At 33.3% G+C, this 22,969-nt stretch carries 22 protein-coding genes; 2 read left to right on the top strand and 20 right to left on the bottom strand.

Annotated features, from left to right (window positions below; genetic code table 11):
* Positions 1–304 precede the first annotated feature (304 nt).
* A complete protein-coding gene (locus tag CEF14_RS17105; protein WP_102693941.1) occupies positions 305–661 on the top strand; it encodes a magnetosome magnetite crystal formation protein family in 357 nt (118 codons plus the stop codon).
* 389 nt (positions 662–1,050) lie between these two features.
* On the opposite strand, the gene CEF14_RS17100 is transcribed toward CEF14_RS17105, so the two are convergent.
* From CEF14_RS17100 to CEF14_RS17015, 18 genes are all read right to left on the bottom strand, one after another.
* Entirely contained in the window at positions 1,051–2,280 is a 1,230-nt protein-coding gene (locus tag CEF14_RS17100; protein WP_102693940.1) for an aminopeptidase, read from the bottom strand.
* A gap of 2 nt (positions 2,281–2,282) precedes the next feature.
* The gene (locus CEF14_RS17095; protein WP_102693939.1) at positions 2,283–3,566 is read right to left on the bottom strand and encodes a DEAD/DEAH box helicase; all 1,284 of its coding nucleotides are present in this window, start codon (positions 3,564–3,566) and stop codon (positions 2,283–2,285) included.
* An 88-nt stretch (positions 3,567–3,654) separates the two neighbouring features.
* Positions 3,655–4,356: a cysteate racemase gene (cuyB, locus tag CEF14_RS17090; protein WP_102693938.1), complete on the bottom strand. Its 702-nt coding sequence runs from the start codon at positions 4,354–4,356 to the stop codon at positions 3,655–3,657.
* A gap of 3 nt (positions 4,357–4,359) precedes the next feature.
* The gene (locus CEF14_RS17085; protein ID WP_102693937.1) at positions 4,360–5,574 is read right to left on the bottom strand and encodes a carboxylate--amine ligase; all 1,215 of its coding nucleotides are present in this window, start codon (positions 5,572–5,574) and stop codon (positions 4,360–4,362) included.
* A gap of 104 nt (positions 5,575–5,678) precedes the next feature.
* A complete protein-coding gene (locus tag CEF14_RS17080) occupies positions 5,679–6,632 on the bottom strand; it encodes a C39 family peptidase (protein ID WP_170061538.1) in 954 nt (317 codons plus the stop codon).
* Between the two features lie 84 nt (positions 6,633–6,716).
* A complete protein-coding gene (gene asnB / locus CEF14_RS17075; protein WP_102693935.1) occupies positions 6,717–8,543 on the bottom strand; it encodes an asparagine synthase (glutamine-hydrolyzing) in 1,827 nt (608 codons plus the stop codon).
* A gap of 145 nt (positions 8,544–8,688) precedes the next feature.
* Positions 8,689–8,841, bottom strand: a complete 153-nt coding sequence (locus CEF14_RS17070; protein ID WP_102693934.1) for a Fur-regulated basic protein FbpA — start codon at positions 8,839–8,841, stop codon at positions 8,689–8,691.
* 56 nt (positions 8,842–8,897) lie between these two features.
* Positions 8,898–9,494: a VanZ family protein gene (locus CEF14_RS17065; protein ID WP_102693933.1), complete on the bottom strand. Its 597-nt coding sequence runs from the start codon at positions 9,492–9,494 to the stop codon at positions 8,898–8,900.
* A gap of 483 nt (positions 9,495–9,977) precedes the next feature.
* Positions 9,978–10,166, bottom strand: coding sequence for a hypothetical protein (locus CEF14_RS17060; protein WP_102693932.1), 189 nt, complete (start codon positions 10,164–10,166; stop codon positions 9,978–9,980).
* 242 nt (positions 10,167–10,408) lie between these two features.
* A complete protein-coding gene (gene dltD / locus CEF14_RS17055; RefSeq protein ID WP_102693931.1) occupies positions 10,409–11,584 on the bottom strand; it encodes a D-alanyl-lipoteichoic acid biosynthesis protein DltD in 1,176 nt (391 codons plus the stop codon).
* A complete protein-coding gene (gene dltC, locus CEF14_RS17050; protein ID WP_102693930.1) occupies positions 11,581–11,814 on the bottom strand; it encodes a D-alanine--poly(phosphoribitol) ligase subunit 2 in 234 nt (77 codons plus the stop codon). The genes dltD and dltC overlap by 4 nt, the downstream gene beginning before the upstream one ends.
* Before the next feature lie 15 nt (positions 11,815–11,829).
* Positions 11,830–12,996: a D-alanyl-lipoteichoic acid biosynthesis protein DltB gene (gene dltB, locus CEF14_RS17045; protein ID WP_102693929.1), complete on the bottom strand. Its 1,167-nt coding sequence runs from the start codon at positions 12,994–12,996 to the stop codon at positions 11,830–11,832.
* On the bottom strand, positions 12,993–14,489 hold the full coding sequence (gene dltA / locus CEF14_RS17040) for a D-alanine--poly(phosphoribitol) ligase subunit DltA (protein ID WP_102693928.1): 1,497 nt from the start codon (positions 14,487–14,489) through the stop codon (positions 12,993–12,995). Before dltA ends, dltB begins: the two co-directional genes overlap by 4 nt.
* 19 nt (positions 14,490–14,508) lie before the next feature.
* Positions 14,509–14,646 (bottom strand): teichoic acid D-Ala incorporation-associated protein DltX, encoded by a 138-nt coding sequence (locus CEF14_RS17035; RefSeq protein ID WP_102693927.1) that lies wholly within the window; start codon positions 14,644–14,646, stop codon positions 14,509–14,511.
* A 637-nt stretch (positions 14,647–15,283) separates the two neighbouring features.
* A complete protein-coding gene (locus tag CEF14_RS17030; RefSeq protein ID WP_102693926.1) occupies positions 15,284–16,069 on the bottom strand; it encodes an alpha/beta fold hydrolase in 786 nt (261 codons plus the stop codon).
* A 98-nt stretch (positions 16,070–16,167) separates the two neighbouring features.
* Positions 16,168–16,689: a YbaK/EbsC family protein gene (locus CEF14_RS17025; protein WP_102693925.1), complete on the bottom strand. Its 522-nt coding sequence runs from the start codon at positions 16,687–16,689 to the stop codon at positions 16,168–16,170.
* Between the two features lie 316 nt (positions 16,690–17,005).
* Complete coding sequence (locus CEF14_RS17020) at positions 17,006–17,767, bottom strand: DUF2935 domain-containing protein (protein WP_102693924.1); 762 nt, start codon at positions 17,765–17,767, stop codon at positions 17,006–17,008.
* Between the two features lie 211 nt (positions 17,768–17,978).
* Entirely contained in the window at positions 17,979–19,331 is a 1,353-nt protein-coding gene (locus CEF14_RS17015) for a chloride channel protein (RefSeq protein WP_211284630.1), read from the bottom strand.
* Between the two features lie 254 nt (positions 19,332–19,585).
* Between CEF14_RS17015 and CEF14_RS17010 the strand changes: the two genes are divergently transcribed.
* The gene (locus tag CEF14_RS17010) at positions 19,586–20,509 is read left to right on the top strand and encodes a DUF4405 domain-containing protein (RefSeq protein WP_102693923.1); all 924 of its coding nucleotides are present in this window, start codon (positions 19,586–19,588) and stop codon (positions 20,507–20,509) included.
* An 89-nt stretch (positions 20,510–20,598) separates the two neighbouring features.
* Here CEF14_RS17010 and CEF14_RS17005 read toward each other — a convergent pair whose 3' ends face one another.
* Together CEF14_RS17005 and CEF14_RS17000 are read right to left on the bottom strand one after the other, a co-directional pair.
* Positions 20,599–21,771, bottom strand: coding sequence for an aminotransferase-like domain-containing protein (locus tag CEF14_RS17005; protein WP_102693922.1), 1,173 nt, complete (start codon positions 21,769–21,771; stop codon positions 20,599–20,601).
* A 157-nt stretch (positions 21,772–21,928) separates the two neighbouring features.
* Entirely contained in the window at positions 21,929–22,825 is an 897-nt protein-coding gene (locus CEF14_RS17000; RefSeq protein WP_102693921.1) for a LysR family transcriptional regulator, read from the bottom strand.
* Positions 22,826–22,969: the final 144 nt, after the last annotated feature.

Raw genomic sequence — 22,969 nt, 5'->3', positions numbered from 1 at the left:
CCATTTGATTTTCATTAGGTTGATCCTTATAAATAGCGTTCTCTTGTTTATATAGGACCTTTATTTGTAACAGTTTAAAGGTATTGAAATAGCCTCCTCGAGTTTGCACCATACCAAGAAAATGCGAATGATATTCGAGGACTCTCCATTTTCCACTCCATTCGGCATTTTAATATAGATTTTGCATGATGAAATTGACTATAATACATGTTTAAAAAATGAATTAAAAAGCCAAAATAAATTAAGTATGCATGAATCTTTGCTCCATTATTATGCGTATGTATAGTAAATGGAGGTGTTAATCTTGGATAATAATCGTATACTTTCTTCCCTTTGTTATTTCAGTATATTTTTTGCCGGTTTTATTTTACCGTTAATCGTTTATTTTGTAACGACGGACCGAGATGTAAAAGGCCATGCAAAACGTGCTTTTATCTCTCATCTATTGCTAATCATTCCTACTGTTTTGGGAATTATATTATTTATTTTTACAATAGCATCAAATCCTTTTAGTTACGAGACGAATATTATGAACGAATCCTCTGGAGCTGGTACATTCCTAGTAATTGCTTGGTTTATTTTTGTGATTGTAGAAGTAGTAATATCTATTGCTGTTTTCATTTGGAACATTATTCAAGGTGTTAAAGTCTTAAAAGCTTAGTAAGACTATTTTAGAGCTGTTTTATTGTAGGACATAGAAAGTATTTAGAATGGAGTGCTAATTTATGCAAGTACGAAAAGTTGTCAAAGCTGCTATTAAAATAGCGCCAATAGTTTATCCAATCATCATAAAAGCAATTGATGCCAAAAAAAAGAAAACGCCTATAAAGTGAAACTTCCTTCTGGGTGGCTTTTTCCCACTGAAAAAGAACTCCATTTAATTTCGCCACGTCCTGTGGCAACAACTGAGTATCCAACATCCTGTTGGACCGAACAAATCGGGCTTTTACGGGCTTTTTTCGGATTACTGCCTGTTAATGAGGGATAAAATGAAACTAAATAGGTATATAAAAAAACACCACTCATTAAATGAGTGGTGTTTTAGTTTTTTTAAAATGCCCAACTACCTTTGCGGAAAATCGGTTCTACTGTACCATCTGGTAAAATTCCGTCTATATCCATTACACCGTTTCCTATCATAAAGTCTTCATGTGTAATGGATGTATTAATTCCTTTTTCTTCTAGTTGTTCTTTTGTAAGTATACTGCCACCTTCATAGCATGTTGGGTATGCTTCTCCAATTGCTAAATGGTTTGATGCATTTTCATCGAATAGCGTATTGTAATATAAAATATTAGATGCTGAAATTGGTGACTCATGTGGAACTAATGCTACTTCTCCAAGGTATTGAGATCCTTCATCAGCCTTCGTTAATTCTTGTAACAGTTCTGCCCCTACACCAGCTTCAGTTTTAACAATTTTCCCATTTTCAAAAGTAATTTTGAATTGATCAATAATATTGCCTTGGAATACCAATGGTTTTGTATTTGAAACATAACCATTTACACCATATTTTGAAGGCATTGTATAGACTTCTTCTGTCGGCATATTCGCAACAAATGAAGTACCCTCAGGCGTATGACTAGCACCTGTACACCAGATATGTTTGTCAGGTAGTTCAATTGTTAGATCTGTTCCTGGTGCTGTGTAATGTAACTTAGCATAGCGCTTTTTGTTCAAAATATCAGCACGTGCATCTAAGTTTTTCAAATGTTGTTCCCAGTTATCAATGACATATCCTTCACCGATATGCACTGTTTTAAAGATAGCTTCCCATAATGCTGGCACTTGTTCTTTTTCTGTCAAATTAGGGAACACTTTTGCAGCCCATTTTTTTGATGGTACAGCGATAATTGACCAAGCAATTTTATCGTTCATCACAGCATCACGGTAATTTTCTAAAGCTTTTCCAGATGCCTTTTGGTGAGCAGATAATTTTTCTACAGGTACACCTGTTAAATTATCTGGGTCTGCAGCATCAATCCATAGTAATGCGCCTTTACGTTCAATGAGTTCATCACGTTGTTCACTAATCCAACGAGGGAATTTTGCAAATTCATCATCTGGTGCATGATCAAAAAAAGCACGATTAATTACATCATCAGAGAAATTAACTGTTACACGAGCTGCTCCTGCTTCATATGCTTTTTTGACAACAAGTCGCGTGAACTCAACTGTATCTGTTGTAGTATTGATCAATAACGTTTGGCCTTTTTGAATATTAGCACCAACTTTTACTGCTAACTCGGCAAATTGTTCTAACTTTTCTTGAAATGTCATCCTTAATTACCTCGTTTCTTATTCGTTTTTTTAGATTTCTTTGCAAAATACTTTTTCTCTCCAGAATCCTTGAAGGAACTTCCAAATGAGCTACTTTCATTTCTTTTTTTAGTTGTTTTTTGCATTTCACCATTTGGCTTATTTAGTTTTCGGACTTGTTTAATCTCTGCATGGCCTTCTATAAGTTTCCCATTTGACCATATTTTTTCAACTGGTTTAATGGATAATTCACGTACACGTTTGTGATAAGCTTGTTCTTCATGATAAGAAAGTAATGTGATAACCTCCCCATCTGCTCCAGCACGTCCTGTACGCCCAGAACGATGGACATATTGTTCTTTTGTATATGGAACATCTACGTGTATTACATGTGTTAATCCTTCAATATCTAAGCCTCTTGCTGCTATATCCGTTGCAATTAAAATACGAGCTTCCCCTTTTCGAAAACTATCTAAGGAAGCTTTTCTTTCTTCTTTTTTCATCTCCGAGTGTAGTGCCACTATTGGCGCATTACGGAATTCAAGCTTCGATTTTTTCATTAATACTTGATCTAAATTGTTAATAAATGCAAGACCTCTAACACCTGATACATGTGATAATTTACGCAAAAATTCTGTTTTATCTCGTTCTTGAAGTTTTATAAAGGAATGAACAACCTTTCCTCCTGATAACGTATCATCAAGTTTCACTTGTAAACGTATAGGATCATGAAGCATACGTTTTGCTACTAACTCAATCTCATCAGTTATAGTTGCAGAAACGACTGCTACTTGACGATCATGGTCTGCTCCATCAATAAACGATTTTACAATAACACGATAATCTCTGCTTAGTAATTGATCGCCCTCGTCTAAAACAATTGTCGTTAACTCGTGAAGCTTTAATTTTTTCTCATTCACTAGCTCATTTAGTCGTCCTGGTGTACCAACTGCAATGGTTGGCTTCTTCTTTAACTTTTCGATTTGACGTTGTGGATTTGCTCCACCAATTAGCGGAACAACAGTAATATTTGTACCAGCAATCCATGTACGAATCACTTCAACTATTTGCATACATAATTCTTGGGATGGAGCGACAATTAATGCTTGCGTTGCTTTTTTTGTACCTTCTACTTTTTGTAGAATCGGTAAAAGATAGGCTAACGTTTTCCCAGTCCCTGTTGGGGATTCAGCTACTACGTCTTTTCCATCTAATAATGCTGGAATCATTTGATCTTGAATTGGCATTGTGGATGGGAAAGTCCACTTTTTTTGTAAATCTTCATTCAGTAAATTTAAGAATGACATTATTTTCCCACACCTTCTCTCAGTTTTAGTAGATTACTTTCATTATGTAAAAACCTGTCCCTTAAAGAAAGGACAGGTCTTTCAATGATTAGTCTAATAATTCATAACCACAATTAGTAATTGCACATTCAGCTAATACAATCAATGCATCTATATACGTATCGTCTAATGCTAACTCACGATTTACGACTGATAATTCTGTACAACCTAAAATAATATGGTCACATCCTGCATTTTTCATAGCTGTTTCAATTGGTTGCCATTGCTCTTTAGAAATTTTCTTGCCTGCTTTTACATAGTCATAAATTACTGTCATAAGATCATGCTGCATTGCTTCATCTGGAACAACAGGCTCTATACCTTCATCGATCAAAGCATCTTGATACATATTGGATGTCAGAGTACCAATTGTACCAAGTACTCCTACACGTTTTGCATTTAATAGATGTGCTTTTTTCGCTGTTTCTCGAATCATATGCAACACAGGAACTGGAGATCCTGCTTGTAAATCATCGTAAAACTTATGCGCCGTGTTACAAGGAATGCAAATTATATCTGCGCCCGCATTAGCAAGCTTATTTGCATCCTCAACCATAACTGGTAAAGGATTTGGATTGGAATGGTCCAGTATATAGGCCGTTCTATCAGGAATACGTGTATCATTATCAATAATAAAATGTATATGCTCCTGATCACTAAATGCTTTCGTCCTACGTACAATTGTTTCACCAAGTAACATTGTTGCTAGCGGTCCTACGCCTCCAATAATGCCAAGTACTTTCTTTTCCATATATTAAGACAGACCTTTTTTATTAAAATATTTTTTGTATTTTCGGTAGTAATTTAAGCTATTTAATGTTAGCTTGTACCAACGTTTAAAATTCATATCCTCTTTGTAGAATAAAGAGTTTGTAACTTTTCCTTCTTTGATTAATTGACGAGCTTTTGCTTTTAACTCATTATTTTGTGCATATTTGAATAGTACACCATTTGGAATGATCGTCCATAAATGCTCGTTATTTGCATAAGTTAAATCTTGTTGTAAATGTAACATACGATCATCTGCAACATACTTCATTAAATTATATCCTGCTGCCGTTACATAATAACTACTACGTCCATTACGTAGGTTAATCTCAAATAGTTTATATTTACCATCACGATAATCATACTTCATATCAAAATTGGCTATACCTGTGAAACCAATATCTTCTAAAAAGGATCGAACTTGATCCATTAAGTCTTTATCATATGTTGTTATAATTGCTGCATAACTACCAATACCTTCTGGAGAATGTTCTTCAAGGATTGGATTACCTAAACACATTAGCTTCACTTTACCATCTGTTGCAACATATGCATTTAATACGCGCATATATGAATCATCACCAGGGATGAATTCTTGAATGATTAAGTGGTCTTTGTAAGAAGAGCTATAAATTGCTTTTAAAATAGCATCTTTTTCAGCTTCATCATGTGCTACGAATACTTTCTTCTTACCAGGGAATTTACAAGCCCAATATGCAACAGAGTTAGATGCTTTAATAATGATTGGGTAGTTAAATTTCACCTGGAAGTTTTCGTATGTTTCATACGTACAAGTATCTGTTTTAGGGTAACTGAAGTTATATTTTTCGCACATTTTATAGAAGTTTTCTTTTAGTAAAATGCGGTCCATTAAAGATTCATCAATATAAGGAACTGTGAAATATTGTTCAAGAGCAGGTTTATTTTTAATAATGAGTTTAACATAGTCGTCGCCACAACCCATTAGTAGTAAGTCTTTTTGTTCGTACTCTTTTGCTAATTTTTTCATTTCCTCTACAAAATTTTCTTTTAAGTTTGGAACTTGTTTGAAGTGTAGAATAGAACTATTTTGTGTTGCTGTTAAATGTGCTCGTCCAACTACAATTGCTTTGATGCCATATGCTTCATAAAAAGCACGTGCCATACCATATGCATTCATATCTGAGCCGATTAATATTGGTAAAAATGGTTGATCTGCCATTTTATTATCATCTCACTTATTTGTACTTATTTTAATGCCACTAGTGTATCATATTTTATCTTTATTATCGAAATAAAGTCTTATTTTGATCGATAATCCCTAATTTACTTTTCAATTGCGATAGCTTGCGACCCCATATCCTTGAAACTAGAAAAGAATTTTGTCGCATCATGTGAAACATAACCATGTAATGGGTCCATTACAATTACTTTGTTATCTTCATAGCCTGTTAAAACAACAACATGTAAATTGAGATACATTTTTGGTTTCTTATTAGTATTCTCAATATACCATCCTTCTTTTTTCTTAGGCTTCGATAAATCAAGCGTTACCCACATCATAACAGGAATACCCTGCTGGACTTTTTCAATTATATTTTTTTCACTTGCACCTGTAAGATTGGTTACTTTTAAATCGGTTTTATAGTCATGTGCTACTTTTTTGGCTGTTTTTGTAATAACAGGGGCAAAGGCGTATGTACCAGTTAATTCATTTGCAGGATTACCCGCATAAGCTTTATTTGGATCTGGACCAATTCTTTTTCCATCTTTATCGATGACTTCTTTTGTTGGTAGATATTTTTTCGCCATCCTCATTTTATTGAGGTTTAGACCATAGTAGTTAAAGGCAGCCGTCATTGCAGTAATTTCACAACCATGTGGAAGTTGTGGTTTTTGTAAGATGACAGGTACATCGAGTCGTTGATTTTCTTTTTGATAGTATGTTTCAAGTACGACATAAGATGTATCTTTCTTGACATTTACAACCTTTGCTACATCATTTGGTTTTTGCTTACCATTAATGTCATCTTCAGAAGATGGAACAAATAAATAACGATGACCTGTCTGTAAACCTTTTAACGTAACTTCTCCTTCAGAATCACCTGTTGCAGTTGTAACTAGTTTGTCAGTGTTCAAATCACGTACACTAACTTTCATATCAGGAATTGGTTCCCTACTTCCAAAAGCAACAATTAGCACCTTGATTCCTTCGTCCATTTCCTCTTCTTTTGCAGGTAGAATACTAGAACAGCCTCCTGAAATACTTAAAAAAAGCATTATAAAGCAAAAGAGGAGCAAATGCCGAGGCATTTTACTTCTCTTAAACACCGCTGACAATCCCCTTTTAAGCTAAAGGAATGATTAGCCGAAATATTTTTTGTACCATACTAAGAACATGTAAATTGTCCAAACTTTACGTTGATTTTTCGCTTTTCCTTCGTAATGGTCTGTTAGTAACTTTACAATTGCTTGTTGGTCAAAGAATTGTGCTGCTTCAGGTGATTCAAATGTATCTTTAATTTGTTTGTAGTATTTATCTTCTTTCAACCATAAACGGATTGGTACTGGGAAACCAATTTTCTTACGATGTGCCCATTCATCTGGTAATGCACGTTGTGAAGCTTGACGGAATGCATATTTTGTATCTTTTTCATTCACACGATAATGAGAAGGAACTTTAGAGGCAACCTTCATTACTTCACGGTCAAGGAATGGTACACGTAATTCAATGGAATGAGCCATACTCATTTTATCTGCTTTTAATAAGATGTCGTCTACTAACCATAGATTTAAATCTAATATTTGTTTTTTTGTTAAATCGTCTTGACCCGCTGCCTTTTTGTAAATTGGCATGACAATATCTGCAACAGTTGGAGCATGATTATATTTATCGTTTAAGATTGACGTTGCTTCATGTTCTTCAAAGATATGTGCTTGTCCAATGAACGTTTGTTCAACTGGAAGACCACCACGCATTAAGAAGTGTTTACCACGCATTTCAGGTAGAGCTTTTGCTACTTCTGCGATAGGACGACGGATAAATTGTGGTATTTTTTTATATTTGCGCATTGATGGAAGTTCATCATATTCTGCATAACCACCGAATAATTCATCAGCACCTTCACCTGAAAGAACTACTTTTACATGTTTGCGTGCAAGTTCAGCAAGGAAATATAATGGAACAATTGATGGGTTTGAATGTGGTTCATCCATCATATATTGAATTTCATCGAGTTTGTTAAAGCATACTTCAGGGTCTAATACTTCGTTGACATTTTCAATACCTAGTTCTTTTGATAATGCTTTGGCGTTATCAACTTCTGAGAAGTTTTCTGCACTGAAACCTACAGAAAATGTTTTATCTGGTTTTAAAACAGATGCAACATAACTTGAATCGACACCAGAAGATAGGAATGATCCTACTAGTACGTCAGGATCTGAAAATTCGTGAGCTTTAATTGATTCACGAACTGTTGAATCGATTTCTTCCACAATCTGATCAAGTGGACGTTCTTCTGGGTTGAATTTTGGTTCCCAATAACGAGTAATTTCTAATTTACCATTTTCAAATGTTAAATAATGCGCTGCTGGTAATTTGAAAACACCTTTGAAGAAAGTTTCTTTTAACACTGGGAATTGGAAAGTTAAGTAAGGTTTTAACGCTTGTTCATTAAGAACTTTTTCGAAGTGTGGATGTGGCAAGAAACTTTTTATTTCGGATCCAAATAATAGAGTTCCGTTCATATGTGCATAATAGAATGGTTTAATACCAAACATGTCACGAGCTGCGAATAAGCGTTTTTTATTACGATCCCAAATAACAAACGCGAACATACCACGTAGTTTTTGCACTAATTTTGTGCCGTATTCTTCATAACCATGTAGTAGTACTTCACTATCTGTATCTGTTTTGAAAATGTGCCCCGCCGCAATAAGATCTTTTCTAATTTCTTTAAAATTGTAAATCTCACCGTTGAAGATTAATACCAAGGATTGATCTTCGTTATACAGTGGTTGGCTACCATTTGCTAAGTCAATGATACTTAATCGACGGAAACCAAGTGCTGCTAGACCATCTGTAAATTCTCCTGCAGAGTCTGGCCCACGGTGAATAATTTGGTTCATCATATTCTCTAACACAACGTCAGGGTTTGAAACCTCACCGATAAATCCTGTAAATCCACACATATAATTTTATTCTCCTATCTATTTCATTCAATCTATTTAATTTAGCAATCATTTGAATGCACTATGTAGCATTCGACATCTTTTGATTATACTCTATTTTTCACTTGACTTATACCGAAAAAGATTGCCACATAGTAGCAACCTATTAGCTTGTATGCTTTTTGTATTCTTTCATCAATACTTCCAATGGTACTTGGTAAAGTTGTTTATCGTTTATTTTAAAAACGCCAAGTTCCATTAAATGATTAATTAAATGATTCTTTTTTCGTTCTTCAGGTGTTATCTTCTGGTTATTCATGTTGTATCCCCTTCTTACCTTACTGCTTTATGACATTTTCCCCAAAAATTCGCGTCCTAAACGAAAGTCTTGAATTTCTCTTTTAGTTTAGGAATTCGCTTAGCAAATTGTTTATAGACGATAAATCCTAAAATGGCTCCTAAAGTATTCAACCATAGATCGTCTACATCCGTGCTTCTATATTGAGGAAGCTGCATTGTCTCAATAAACAAAGACAATCCTAGTCCAGTAAAAAAAACAAAGAAGAACTTCTCCATCTTCCGCCAAAGTAATGGTAGTAGAAAACCAATCGGCATAAAGATTGCGATGTTACCAAGAAAGTTAATGAAAAACGGTTGCCATAAGTTTAAATAATGAATGGCATTATATACATCTGTAAAAACACGAAATAGGTGAAAATTAATACCAAGTGCTTCATGATTATGAATTCGCATTTCTGCATATTGTAGACTGACACCATTTTTGGGCACAATAGTTTCATAAAATAAACCGATTAGATAAACCCAAAATGTCATAATTCCAACTTCATGCCAACGATTTACTAAGCCAAAATCACGTTTTCTTCGTGACTTATAGTGCATATACACAACGAATGGTGTTGCAATCATCATTACAATCATCATATTGAGTGTATATTGAAGTATATAAGACAACTTCGTCACTCATTTCTTTCTTTCTTCATAACAGGACAAATTATATAACAATAAGTTGCAAAAAAACATTAAATTTCATTAACAATCTTGTCTTTTATATAATTTCCCTCTATATTTCTACGATACCATATTTGTTATGACTTCGTACAAAGACTATTTTACCTTTTAACAAAAATAATGTGCTATAAAAGCATTTATTTTAAAGCGTTTTTACTATAGCACATTTTGATTTTTGTTTGGAATAATTTTGGAAGAAAATTTGAATATCTTCTATTATAATAAATGCTTCGATAAATATGTTACTGATGAAATTTGTTTTACTTGAAAATATTCCTATAAACTCCTTTTTCACCTATATTGTAAATAAATTAAACTTCATAAAGACATTTTTCAGACAGATCTTTTAATCAAAATAAAAATAAAATACCGATCCATAAAAAAAGAACCTTCTACTAAGAAGGCTCCAAATTAAAATGTATATATTTATTTCGTTATTAATAGTACAGACGGGATGAAAGATACTGCAAAAAGCAATGCATACCAGAAAGAAACACGTTTTAATGAAAAGGGTTTATTTTTTTTCTCTGCGTAAAATGCATCAAAGAAAATTGCACAAACCAACGGAATGCTCATACAAGCAGCCGCTATTAAAATAATATCAGTGTAATACATTTAGCATCCCCCTCTTAACTTCATCATTTAAATGTGACAACTTTATGTCATTATCATACAATCATCAGGTACACTTTGTCAACAATCCATTCACATTTTGGACAAAAAATTTCCAATATAATGATATTACAGTAATTGTTATGATTATATGCCTATTATTTGTGGCGATTTTTTGAAAAATAAAAAAAGCTGTAGCTAAACTCGAAAATATTCGAGTTGATCTACAGCTTTAACTCATACTTTTATTTTGCGTTCCAATAACGTTCCATGTCGTGATCTAGATATACCCATCCTTTCCAACCAATATGAATTGTATCGGTAAGGAAATGAGGATCATATTCATGTGATGTGTAATCGATTAACGGATAGTTTGCATCTTTAATAATTGTACGTACTTTTTGATAATATGCTTGGCGTTTTTCTTTTGAATAGCCAGCATAATCATACCATTTCCCATTCATAGGAATTGATATAAATAACGGTTTCGCACCAGCGTCTTTTAACACATCGATGACAAGGTTAAAATCTTCATACTCTGGTGATTTAGAATAATCAACATTCTTTCTGAAGTTTTTTAACTGCTTATATCTAGGTGCGATATTTCGATTAAAGTATCTATCATTAACATTTAAATTATTATTTGTAATACGTTTTTTACCAAATGCATCCGCAGTTTGTATTTGTTGTTCAAATGTCTTATCTCTTATAAGAGAAGGTTTTGCATGTAACTTTTTATTCTTTTCATTTATCAAAGAATAATACAAATCTTTCTTTTCTAGAAGTGAGCGATTTATATAACCTAATGCCATTGTAACATGACCTAGTAATGGCTTTTTACCTTTAGCTAGTTCATATTTATACATTGACACTAACAGATGATCTCGCTTAACCGTATCAAATTGTAGTAAACGGCGCATTGCTTCTTTTTTTAACTTAGGATTCATCTCATGATTAAAAGCTAAATCATAAGCATGAAGCATTGAATAGTTAGGTGAAAAATGAAAATCATCCATTCCTTGAGCTGTAAACCATTGTGGAGAAATAATAAATATAATCTTTTTCCCCTTTAAATTTTTCTCTTGTTCAGCGAAATTCAAGAAATGTGTAATACTTTGACTTCCACCACGTCCTACCATAAAAGTAGAATAGGGTGTTTTTGCTGCTTTGGTGTAATTATATGGATGAAAAGGATCAAAATGTTCTAGCTCGGATGAACCATAGATTGGCAAAGTATTTTTTTCTTTTAGCATTTGACTTTGCAAATATGCACCCTGAAACATAAGTGGATTTAACTCAATCTTTGCTTCTTCTACTCTTTGATCCGTAATCCAGCTTTTCAACCAACGATTAGGGAAAAATAAAAATGCGAAAAATAGCACTACCGCAATCGCTAGCGGAAGGAAAGTATACTTTTTCATGCTAATTCAACTAATTTCTCCGCAATATGATTTGGTGTATTCCACTCCTCGCGAGAGAATTCTGTGATTGGTACACTAATACCTAATTTTTCTTCAATTTCTACTAGTAATGTAATTGTACCAAATGAATCAAGTAATCCTTCTTCAAAAAGTTCAATATCTGGATTTTCCAAAATAACATCATCTTCACACACAGCAGCTAATACTTTAAATACATCTTGTTTTTCCATTATAATAAACCCCTTTTAACTAAATAATTTGCCTGAAAAAATATAAAAACCGAAACAGATAAAGTGGAAAGTAATCACAATTGAAATTACATTTGTCCATTTATTTTTTGGCCAGAATTTATGCACTTTATTCCATCTTTCAAACTTATCAAAGCAAACAATAAGAAATGCATGATACAAGCCATACACGATAAAATGCCATTCTAGTCCATGCCATACACCCATTAAAAGGAATAAGACAAAGTATCCTATATAGGAAACTGTGTAACGATTTTTAATCCATTTTTTTTTCGTCATCCAAAATACAAAACGCATATACACATAGTCTCGGAACCAGAATGATAAACTCATATGCCAGCGATTCCAGAAATCTTTAATATTCTTACTTAAGAACGGTAGATTAAAGTTCTCTGGCGTTTTAATGCCCATGATTTTACTTACACCAATAGCAAAGGCACTATAGCCAGCAAAATCAAAGAATAAGTAAAGACTATAAAAATACATATCAGCAAGTCGACCTTCGAAAGGTGTTAAGTAATTATACGTATGATTTGGTAGATACAAAAGAATCTTATTGTAGATCAAAAATGCAATAATAAATTTATATAAGAACCCTTGGAAAATTTTATTAATACCACTAAATAATAACTCGCGATATTCTTCACGATCTGGGACATGATTTAAATCCTTTTCAAATCGTCTCCATCGGTCGATTGGACCAGATGAAATCGATGGGAAAAATAAAAGGAAATAGATAAGCTCCACGATCGAAATTGGCTTTTTAAGCATGCCATCCCGTGTTTCCATTATCATTTGTACAGCTTTAAATGTAATATACGAAACACCTAAAAATCCAAAGAGATGGTGAAGTCCTAAAAATGGTAAGATCTTCACCAATCCAAGTGGTAAAATTGCTAGCAATACAGCAATTACAAAAACGGTACCGTTATTGTTCTTTAATCGATACGTTTGATAACCTTTTATTAATAGTATTTGGAAAATCGTAAAAAGTATCAATGATAGTATACTCTTGACTGATGAACTAAAAATAATCGCCAAGATGATCACTGAAATAAACATGTTATACTTTTTGGATGACTTTCCTTTCAATCCTAAAATAATTGTAGGTATCAATAAAATACCGATGATAAAGAAGAATGTAAAATCACCATAAGGTATCATATCGTTACTTCTACCGCCAATCTTTTACGGTCCACTTTACCATTTGCATTTAAAGGAAGTTGATCTACATATATAAATTTCTTTGGTACCATATAACTTGGAACAACTTCAGATAATGCGCCTTTTAAACGTTTTGTTGTTTGGAACGGTTTTTCATCGGTCTTTTGAGTTAGCACAACGAATGCAGTTAAAGACACTACTTCTTCTTGTACCTTCACTGGCTGTACAATACAACCACTTACTTCATGTAAGGATTCAATCTTTTTCTCAATTTCCTCAATTTCTAGTCGATAACCATGAAGCTTCACTTGGAAATCAGAACGACCTGAATAGAAGATGTAACCATTTTGGTAATAACCTACATCACCTGTATAATACACTTTTTCATCGCGCCAAAGTTTAAATACTTTATCAGTTTGCTCAGGCGCACCAAGATAACCTTTACTTACAGTAGCACCCGTGATGACTAATTGCCCTTTCTGTCCTTCGCTTACAATATCGCCCTCTTCATCAAGCAAAATTAAACGATCAGCGTCAGCCTTTGCAATTGGTAGAACATTAAAAGCATCCAGAAGACTATTTGTTACTTCAACAGCAGTTACAGCAACAGTTGTTTCAGTTGGACCATACAAATTAATAATCTTTGCTTTTGGGAATCTAGCCTGCAAATTTTTTGCAAGTTCATGTGGTAATACTTCACCACAAAATAGGAACTTTTCGATTGTAGGCATCATTTCTTCATTCCAAAGTGGATTCATCATGCAAATTTTTACAAATGAAGGTGTCGAAGTCCAAACATTAACATTTGATTGTTGTAATGCTTCAAAAAGAATAGCTGGTTGATTGATCTGTGATTTTGTCAGTGCATATAATGTGCGACCTCTTGTTAAAGCAGGATATAAATCCATAACTGATAAATCAAATGAATATGGTGCTTGGTTAAGATATACACCACCTTGCAGATGTGCTTCTTCTTCCAGCCATAATACAAATGCTTCTAAGTTGTCTGCTGTAATTTGAACACCTTTTGGATTTCCTGTACTTCCAGATGTGTAAATAATATAAAATACATCTTCTCCTTTTACCCAGTTACTTTGAGAAATTGTTTTTGAATGATTTGATTCTAAAACGACATTAACATCATAAGTAGGTACTGAAAGGTCCAAATCAATTTTTTCTGTTGTTAACATTAGAGCTGCATTCGAAGCAGCTAAAATATGCTGAATACGTTCATTTGGAATTGAAGTATCTAACGGAATGTAAGGATGTCCTGCCTTAACTACTCCTAAAAAGGCAATTATCTGCTTTGGCGACATATGACCGTAAACTGCAATTGGTGCTGCATCATTCAATCCTCCTTGTACTAAAAATTCTGCTACAAGATCAGATTGACTCCACAAATCTTCATAAGTTAATGTTTCATCATCAACTTGATATGCAATACGTTGTGGATATAACAAAGCCATCTCACGAATCATATGCAGTACACTCATAAGTAACACTCACTTTCTATTAAAATTCGGTATAAATAAACGGTCCCGCATTCATATCATGGAATCCGTAAATTAATACAAGTAACACTAAGATGACAAAATAAAATAATGTATATGCAATAAAACGAAATCCTTCGTGTTCTCTCAATTTTTGCAAGACGCCACTTCCTCTCTATTACATTACTATAAAACGAATGAAATATTTAAAAGTTTCAAATTGCATAGGCTAAATAGGTAGTTTTTATAATTTAAAGTTAAATTCAACAAAAATTATAATGATTACATTACACATAATAGGTAAATGTAATTTATTTATTAACAATTAGACAATACCACTGATTTCGTTTTATTCTTCAATTTTAATTTATTTTTAATAGAACTTACAGTGTATATTTATATGTCAGACTTTTTTGGAAATTTTTTGGAAGGTTTTTTAATAAAAAAATGCTATTTTTATCATCTTTTTTGATTTTTGTTTTAAAAATGGTAATATTTTACTATAAGTAAAAATATAGGATTTTACTTAATCACAATTAACGAGTTGTCCACAAAGTAAATGTACCCTCAACATAGCTACTTCTCCATTTGATTTCCGTTTCAGGTGGATGCTTTCCACTCCAATCAATAGGTTTCCTCTAAATAAAAAAATCTGTTTACTTCCAATAATATAGAAATAAGCAGATTTTTATCTTTTCTCTAGTATCTTACTTGAGCAAAAACTACTTTCTAGACAGCTCCTTTAGAAAGCGTATAGATTTTTGATATTTTAAGAAAGCCATGATGAAAATCCCTATCTAACGGGATGTGAAATCAATTAAAGCGTCATTAAATTTTTCTCTTTCTTCCCAAAATGGACCATGACCACTATATTGAAAAGCCATAAGTCTTGAACCATTAATTTTATCATTTAAGATTTTGGCTTGTGAAAAAGGAATAACTTGATCATGTATACCATGAATTATTAAGGTAGGAACAGTTATTGTTTGTAGCTCTGTATCTATTTTCTCGTCTCTAAGTGTTTTAATGATTGCAGCTGTGGACCAACTTGCTGCTTGTAACCCCATTTCGAAAAACCATTCTGAAAAAGGTTTTGATATATATTGAAAAAAGAATGTATCGGTCACATCTCTTAACATATTCGGACGATCATTATACGTTTCATTGAGAAGTTTGGTAGCTGTTTCTTGTGTAAATCCTGTTGGTGCTGCTGCATCTATTAATACAAGGTTACGAATCCCATATTCTTTGTATCGTATAGTATAACGAAGAGCTATTGCTCCTCCAGTTGAATGTCCAACTAGTGTGAAATTATTCAATTGAAGTGTACCAATAATCGCAGCAATATCATCTGCTAATCTATTATAATCATAACCAGTCAATGGTTTATCAGAATTACCAAATCCTCTCCAATCAATACCAATACATCTGTATCCTTGTGAAGGTAGAACATTAAATTGATATTCAAATTGTTTATGATTTAAGGGCCAGCCATGTAAAAATACGATTGTCTTATTCCCGATTGGGTTTAAATCTTCTACAAATAGCTTGACCCCTGGTTCTACGGGCACAAAATACCCCATAGCTTTCCTCCATTCATATAGGATTATCTAACATACGATATTCATCTGAGGAAAAATTGGTGATCACGGAAAGCCTTTTTAGTGGAAAATCTTTTTCTCTATGAATTCGTTCTTATATTTATCAGATCTTTATCTTTGAAATCTTGATCCTTTAGCCAACCTTTACAAACATCAACCCAATCTTGACCATTAGCATATGTAAACAATTCTTCACAAGAAAGCTCAATTGCACTATTACTACTACCACATGCAGGGTAAACCGTTTTAAATCTTTTAAGAGATTCATCTAAATAGACAGGAATGTTCTCGGGAATACCAAATGGACAAACACCCCCAACAGCATGTCCAACCTTTTCAAGTACTTCATCTGGTGTAAGCATTTTGGCTTTTATCCCAAATTCGTGTTTAAATTTTGCGTTATCTATTTTTGTATCACCTGCTGCTACTACTAAAATGCATCCCTCATCATTTCTAAAAGAAAGTGTTTTTGCAATACGTTCAGGTTCTACTCCCAAAGCCTCTGCTGCAAGTTCTACTGTTGCACTTGAAGCCTCATACTCCATAATAAGATGTTGCAAGCCATACTTTTTGAAATGTTCTCTTACTCGTTCAATTGCCACTTCATTCACCTCTAAAATTTTCACCACTTTACGATACAGATTATTCTGATAATTATATTGTACATCAAATACAATAGAATTAAATATCTATTTAAGTTTAGACTTTTCTTGAAAATACCATCCTATTCATACCCTAACAGAAAAATGCCTATTCTCCATTCAAATAAAACTAAATAGAGAATAGGCCTATTCTTTTGGAATATGTTTTTATTACTATTTATCTTGATTTTGACATAAAAAACTAGTGAACTATGAAAACCCCCTTAGCTATTTTTGTGAGAAAACCATTTTAATAAACTACTTTATATGAATCAATTCATGCACGTCTCGACTCATCTAGTTTTGTAAGGTAATACTGTTCCTCCCTTGACATATGATCAGCCATCGAGGCTGTGAAAGTCCCTAATACTTCAGCACTTAACTCCATTTCCTCTAATTCCTGTAAAAATGTTTTAAATAAATTCATCTCAATTTCAACTTCATTATTAAATCGATTTAATGCTGGAAATGATTGAATATTAGCTCGTAAATATCCCGTCAATTCCACTGCCTTTAAGTAAAATTGTTCAAATTGTTGCGTAAAAGTGTAACCTTTTTCTTTTAATCTTTTTTCTACGCCATCCAGATCATCATTGATCACTCCAGCATGGCCATAAGCATCACTTAACCACAATAGATGATGATGCAATTCATGGAAAATCGGCGGTACTTCACCTTTCTTTAAATAACTTAAAACTTTTTGATATTCTTCTAGCTCGTTTACCATGTGATTGATAAAAGTTGGAGAAAGATGAATTTTAATATCCCCAGACAATTGGCGTCTAAGAATTGAAAATTTAAATTGCTTTAATTGTTCTGTTGCTTCATCAGCAGTTTCAGCAAAAGAAATTGCATCTGAAATCTTTAACGATTCAACTTGCTTATGCAGATCAGAAAAGCGATGAATAAATATCTTTGCCTTTTCAATATCCTCCTTTTCAGATGGATAAAGTGAATCTCGGATAAACTGCCCGTGATTCATTAAAATTTGGAGCCAAAATTGATGCTCAAAAATGGAACTCTTCAAATATTCAGGCAAAAAATTTTACATCTCCTTTTTTTCTTTTCATCACTTAAATGTATTCAAATAAGGATTGTACTAGTCATAACTTTTCTAACAAAAAAAATGCAGGACAATGTACCAATATTTTGTACAGCTCTGCATTCTTACTTTTAGTTAAATGATTGTAACTTTGTGACGCAATAAAAAACGCATGGATTGAAAAGAACTCTCCATACGTTGCAATAGTTTATTTTGTTTTTAATTTTCGTTCTAAGTGTTTCATCTTTCTCAATACCCCATAAGAAACATGAATTTTCTCATGTTGTAATTGAATGCCTGGTGTAACATGCATCCATAATGATTTTGGATAGGCTACAAGTTGGTCTGGATAAACACTTCTATGTCCTATAACGATATAAGCAGTAATACATGCTCCTACAACATATATACCTGTTAGACCACCAAATAGTTCATAACCCATGAAAATAGCTGAAATGGGTGTGTTTGATGCGGCAGCTACTACTGCGACCATACCAACTGCTGCTCCTAGAGATGGATCAATGTTTAACATTGTCGCAAATATATTACCTGACAATGCTCCTAAAACAAACTGAGGTGTCACAATACCTCCATAAAATCCTGATCCTAATGTAATAGCTACAAATAGAGCCTTCCAAAGAATACTTAAGTATGGGACAGGCTCCCCTTCTAAAGCTTGATTCATAATTGGTAGGCTAAGACCTAAATAATCGGTTGGAATCCATAAAATCAGAATAGCCAGTACAATACCTCCTAAAAAAGGCATGAAAGGTGGCCATATCTGAAATTTCTGTTGAATGAAACGAAATAATATCGTCAAATTTTCAAATAGCTCAATAAAAAGCCATGAGATTAAGCCACAAATGATTCCAATTAAAAGAATCTTTATAAACAGGCTATCGGAAAAGTGAGAGGATAGATCAATGGGATAATATGTATAAGTAAGTCCCCATCTTTTGCTAACCTCAAAAGAAGTAATTCCTGCAATTACAGCGGGAAAAATAATATCATAACGTAATCGTCCAATTGTTAATATTTCAATGCCATAAATGGCTCCAGCAATAGGAGTACCAAATACACTGGCAAAACCCGCACTCACTCCGCATGCAACCATTCGTTTCTGAAGTTCTGGATTCAAATGTAATAGGTGTCCCACTAAAGAAGCCAATGTACCTCCAATATGAGAACAGGGCCCCTCTTTCCCAGCTGATCCGCCAGATACAAGAGTTATGATAGCAGCTAGTGGTTTTATAGGCATTGTTTTATAAGGTAATATACCTCCCTGTTCATGAACTGCAGCTATTACCGAGTCTTTTTTTCCTTTCTTTCCGTTTCTGTAAGTATAGTAAAGAATAAGACCATTAAGAATGCCTCCAATAGGCAAAATAATCATTTGCATCCATAATGGAATCGATGATGTTTGTTGAAGAGATCCATGTAAAACTTTTATAAACAAAGATGTCCCACTTCCAACAACTGCACCCGTAATAATTGCTAAAACAAACCATCGTAATAGTGTGGCAATCATAACTAATGGCTCAATATAGTTAATGCGAAACAAAGCAGTTCACTCCTAGTAAAAATACTTTTACAAATTAGTACTAAATAGTTGAGATGTTTTATCTCAAATTTTGCTAATAGCTCAATACTAATCATATCACTATAGTCCTTTTTCAATTCACTCGTTTCATATTGCCTCTATACTTGTGATTTTACTCTCTAAGAACCAAATAATGTGCTTGTATTATATACTTTGACATCTTCTTGACACTTATGGATGGCAAAATATTTTATATCCTAGGGAGGGAATTGTATATGAAAAAGAAAAATATAAAGTATGTAAAGTTCACAATTGATCTATTAATGGCTATAACATTTGTATTATTCTTCAATAAGCGGGTATTAGGAGGCTTAACTTTTCATGAGATTGCTGGATTAGTAATTGCAGTTGTCTTTTTCACGCACGTACTCTTAAACTGGCAATGGGTAAAAAATGTTACATTGAAATTATTTGATCGTCAGTTACCCCTGAAAACGAAATTTAGTTACCTTTTAAATTTAGTATTACTAATTAGCATGGCTTTTATTATAACGAGTGGTATTTTCATCTCAAGAGTTGTGTTTCCAAACATTACTATTGGAAACGAGCAATGGTTTAAGATTTCTCATATGTCCATTTCATTTTTGGTTTTAATAATAGTGGCCATCCACATTGGGTTACATTGGAAATGGATTATTTCTGTTTTTAAAAATATCATACATCTTAAAACATCCAAAAAAAGTCTACGTATTTTAGCAAGAGTTGTAACAATTACATTGCTTTTATTTGGAAGTTATCAGATGTACTCTACAAATTTTTTGATGCAAGTACTAAGAGTTTCAACTGTTTTTAGCTTTTCATCATCTCAAATGCCAGATGGTCCTTCTGAAGATGGAGACAGACCTGATTTTCCAAATAACGGTTTTGCAGATAGTGATCGAGCAAAACCTCCAGTTGGTGACTTTGGAGACAAAGAAAGACCAAATGTTTCTGATGGCGATTTTGGTGAAAATAATAGATCGAATCATGTTAGTAACTTCAAAGGAGAAAGAGGACATTTGGAAAGTCCAAATGCTTTTGGGGTAATCATTCAGTATTTTGCTATTATGTCTGTTATTATTATCGTTATTTACTACATTGAAAAATTTGTTTTTAGGAAAAGACGTACCCAATCCATTTCGGGTACTCTTTCAAAATAAGAGATCACAGAAAAATAGTTATCTAAAAGAAAAAAGTACAATTCGAAAACTGAATTGTACTTTTTTGATATTCGCAATTATTGCCCTTCTTATTTTAATACTGATGCCAGTCTCTTAATTCCTTCGTCAATGGTTGCTGGATCTGAATTCGTATAATTTAGTCTTAATGTGCTTGCACCTTTTACATTTGTATAGAATGGATCACCAGGAACAAATGCAACTTTATTTTCGATTGCACGATTAAAGACTTCCACTGATGAAGTACCTTCCCCTAAGTCTACCCATAAGAACATGCCGCCCTCTGGCTTTGTAAATGTAACATGTTCAGGTAAATGTTTTTCCATTGAGGCAATCATTGCATTACATTGTTTTTTATACAATTCTGTAATTTGACTAATATGCTTTTCATAATCATTATTTACTAAATAATCGTAGATAGCATACTGAGAAATCACATTTGTATGCAAATCTGAAGATTGTTTTGCTGCAATCAAGTGCCCCATTAATTCTTTATTCGGTGTACATAGGTAACCAATACGCATTCCTGGTGATAACGTTTTTGAAAATGAACCAAATAATACACTATTTTCAGATTTTCCACCTGCAATATATGGTAATGATTCACCTTCGTAGCGTAATTCACCGTACGGGTCGTCCTCGATTAAAATCGTATTCGTTTTTTTGATTATTTCATAAATGGCTTCACGTTTCTCTTTTGAATACGTTAAACCAGTAGGATTTTGGAAATTAGGAACAGTATATAATAACTTCACATCATCATTACTAAGTGCTGCTTCCAGCTCTTCTAAATTTAAGCCATCATCTTCTAGACTAACTGGCAAAAAGTTTGGTTCAAAAAGTGAAAAGGTTTGAATAGCAGCAAGATAGCATGGGCTTTCAACAGCTACTTTATCTCCTTTATTAATCAACACCTTGCCCATCAAATCTAATCCTTGTTGAGAGCCAGTTGTGATTAAAATATCGTCTGCTGTAACATCCATATCAAATCTTTTTTTATAACGCTCTGCAATCCATTGACGTAAAGGCAAATAGCCTTGAGTTCCTGAGTATTGGAAAACTCTTTCACCGGATTCTTGTAAAACACGATTCATCGATTGTTGGAATTCCGCTACGGGGAAAGAAATTGGATTTGGTAACCCTCCTGCGAAAGAAATAATATCTTTTGCCTCAGTTAGTCGCATAACTTGTGCAATAAATGAGCTATCTGTCTTTAACATTCTATCTGAAAAAATTTGCACCATAATCCATTCTCCTTCTATTTACATATTCTATTTATTTTTATATTATAGCAAATCACAAAACATTGGGAATTGTCAATATTTTTGCGAAAATTTAAGTAAATTTATACCTATTCATTATAGACTAATAGATTCAATTTAACATTGGATTCATATCAGCTCATGAATCCAAATAAGCCTTAGATTTTTTACGAATAAGATTGATAAAATTATTAGTCTCTTGGGAAAGACGATCTTTGTTATAGGCAATTGCCATTTTTACGGTTAAATTTGCACCAGCAATTTCTCGGTAAACGATATCTTTTACAGTAAAATTCTTTAGTGGTGCTGGGGCGATAGCCATCCCAATCCCTGCTGCAACTAATCCAATAATTGTTTGGTATTCTGTTGCTTCTTGCTTAATTTCTAAATTAATACCTGCATTTTTAAATAAGGAAACAATATCATCATAAAGACCCGGCCAAATATTACGAGATACAATGATAAATGGTTGGTTTTTAAGCATTGAGATGTGAACTTCCTTTTCTTTTGCTAATGGATGGTGTCTTGGCAATGCTAGGATACAAGGTGTTTCATGCATAATTTCCGACAAAATAACTTCTCCTTGGATTGGTGGACGTACAAATCCAATATCTAATTTTTGATGATAGAGTTCCTCGATTTGATCAGGAGTTGATAATTCTTTTAGTTTTACCTCTACATTTGGATATTTATTCCGATATTCCCTAATCAACGGTGGAAGAATATCGTATGTAGCAGAACCAACAAACCCTACCGTTAATTTTCCAATTTCTCCTCGTTGTGCTCGCTGTGAAGAATCAACTGCTTGGTTTAATTGATCTAGAGTCCGTGTAACCCCTTCTAAAAAAGTTGCACCTGCTTTTGTTAATTCAACATGTCTCTTTGTACGTTTAAATAATAAAACGCCCAATTCATTTTCTAGTTGCTGAATTTGTTGACTTAAAGGTGGTTGTGTCATGCTTAGGCGTTTAGCTGCCCTCCCAAAATGTAACTCCTCAGCAACTGTTAAAAAGTAATGTAACTGCCGTAATTCCATGTTTAATTTCAACTCCTCTAGTGACCTTCTAAGTTAGCCAAAATTGAATCATTTACTTTTCTTCAATTTAAAAATAAACATCTATTAATATGTTTTTCATATTAATTGTACTACATATATATATTGGACGCGAAATAATAGGAG

The sequence above is a fragment of the Rummeliibacillus pycnus genome (genome assembly GCF_002884495.1).
Taxonomy (GTDB): domain Bacteria; phylum Bacillota; class Bacilli; order Bacillales_A; family Planococcaceae; genus Rummeliibacillus; species Rummeliibacillus pycnus.
The sequence above is the reverse complement of the archived record's forward strand: the minus strand, read 5'-3'. Positions and strand labels throughout refer to the sequence as shown.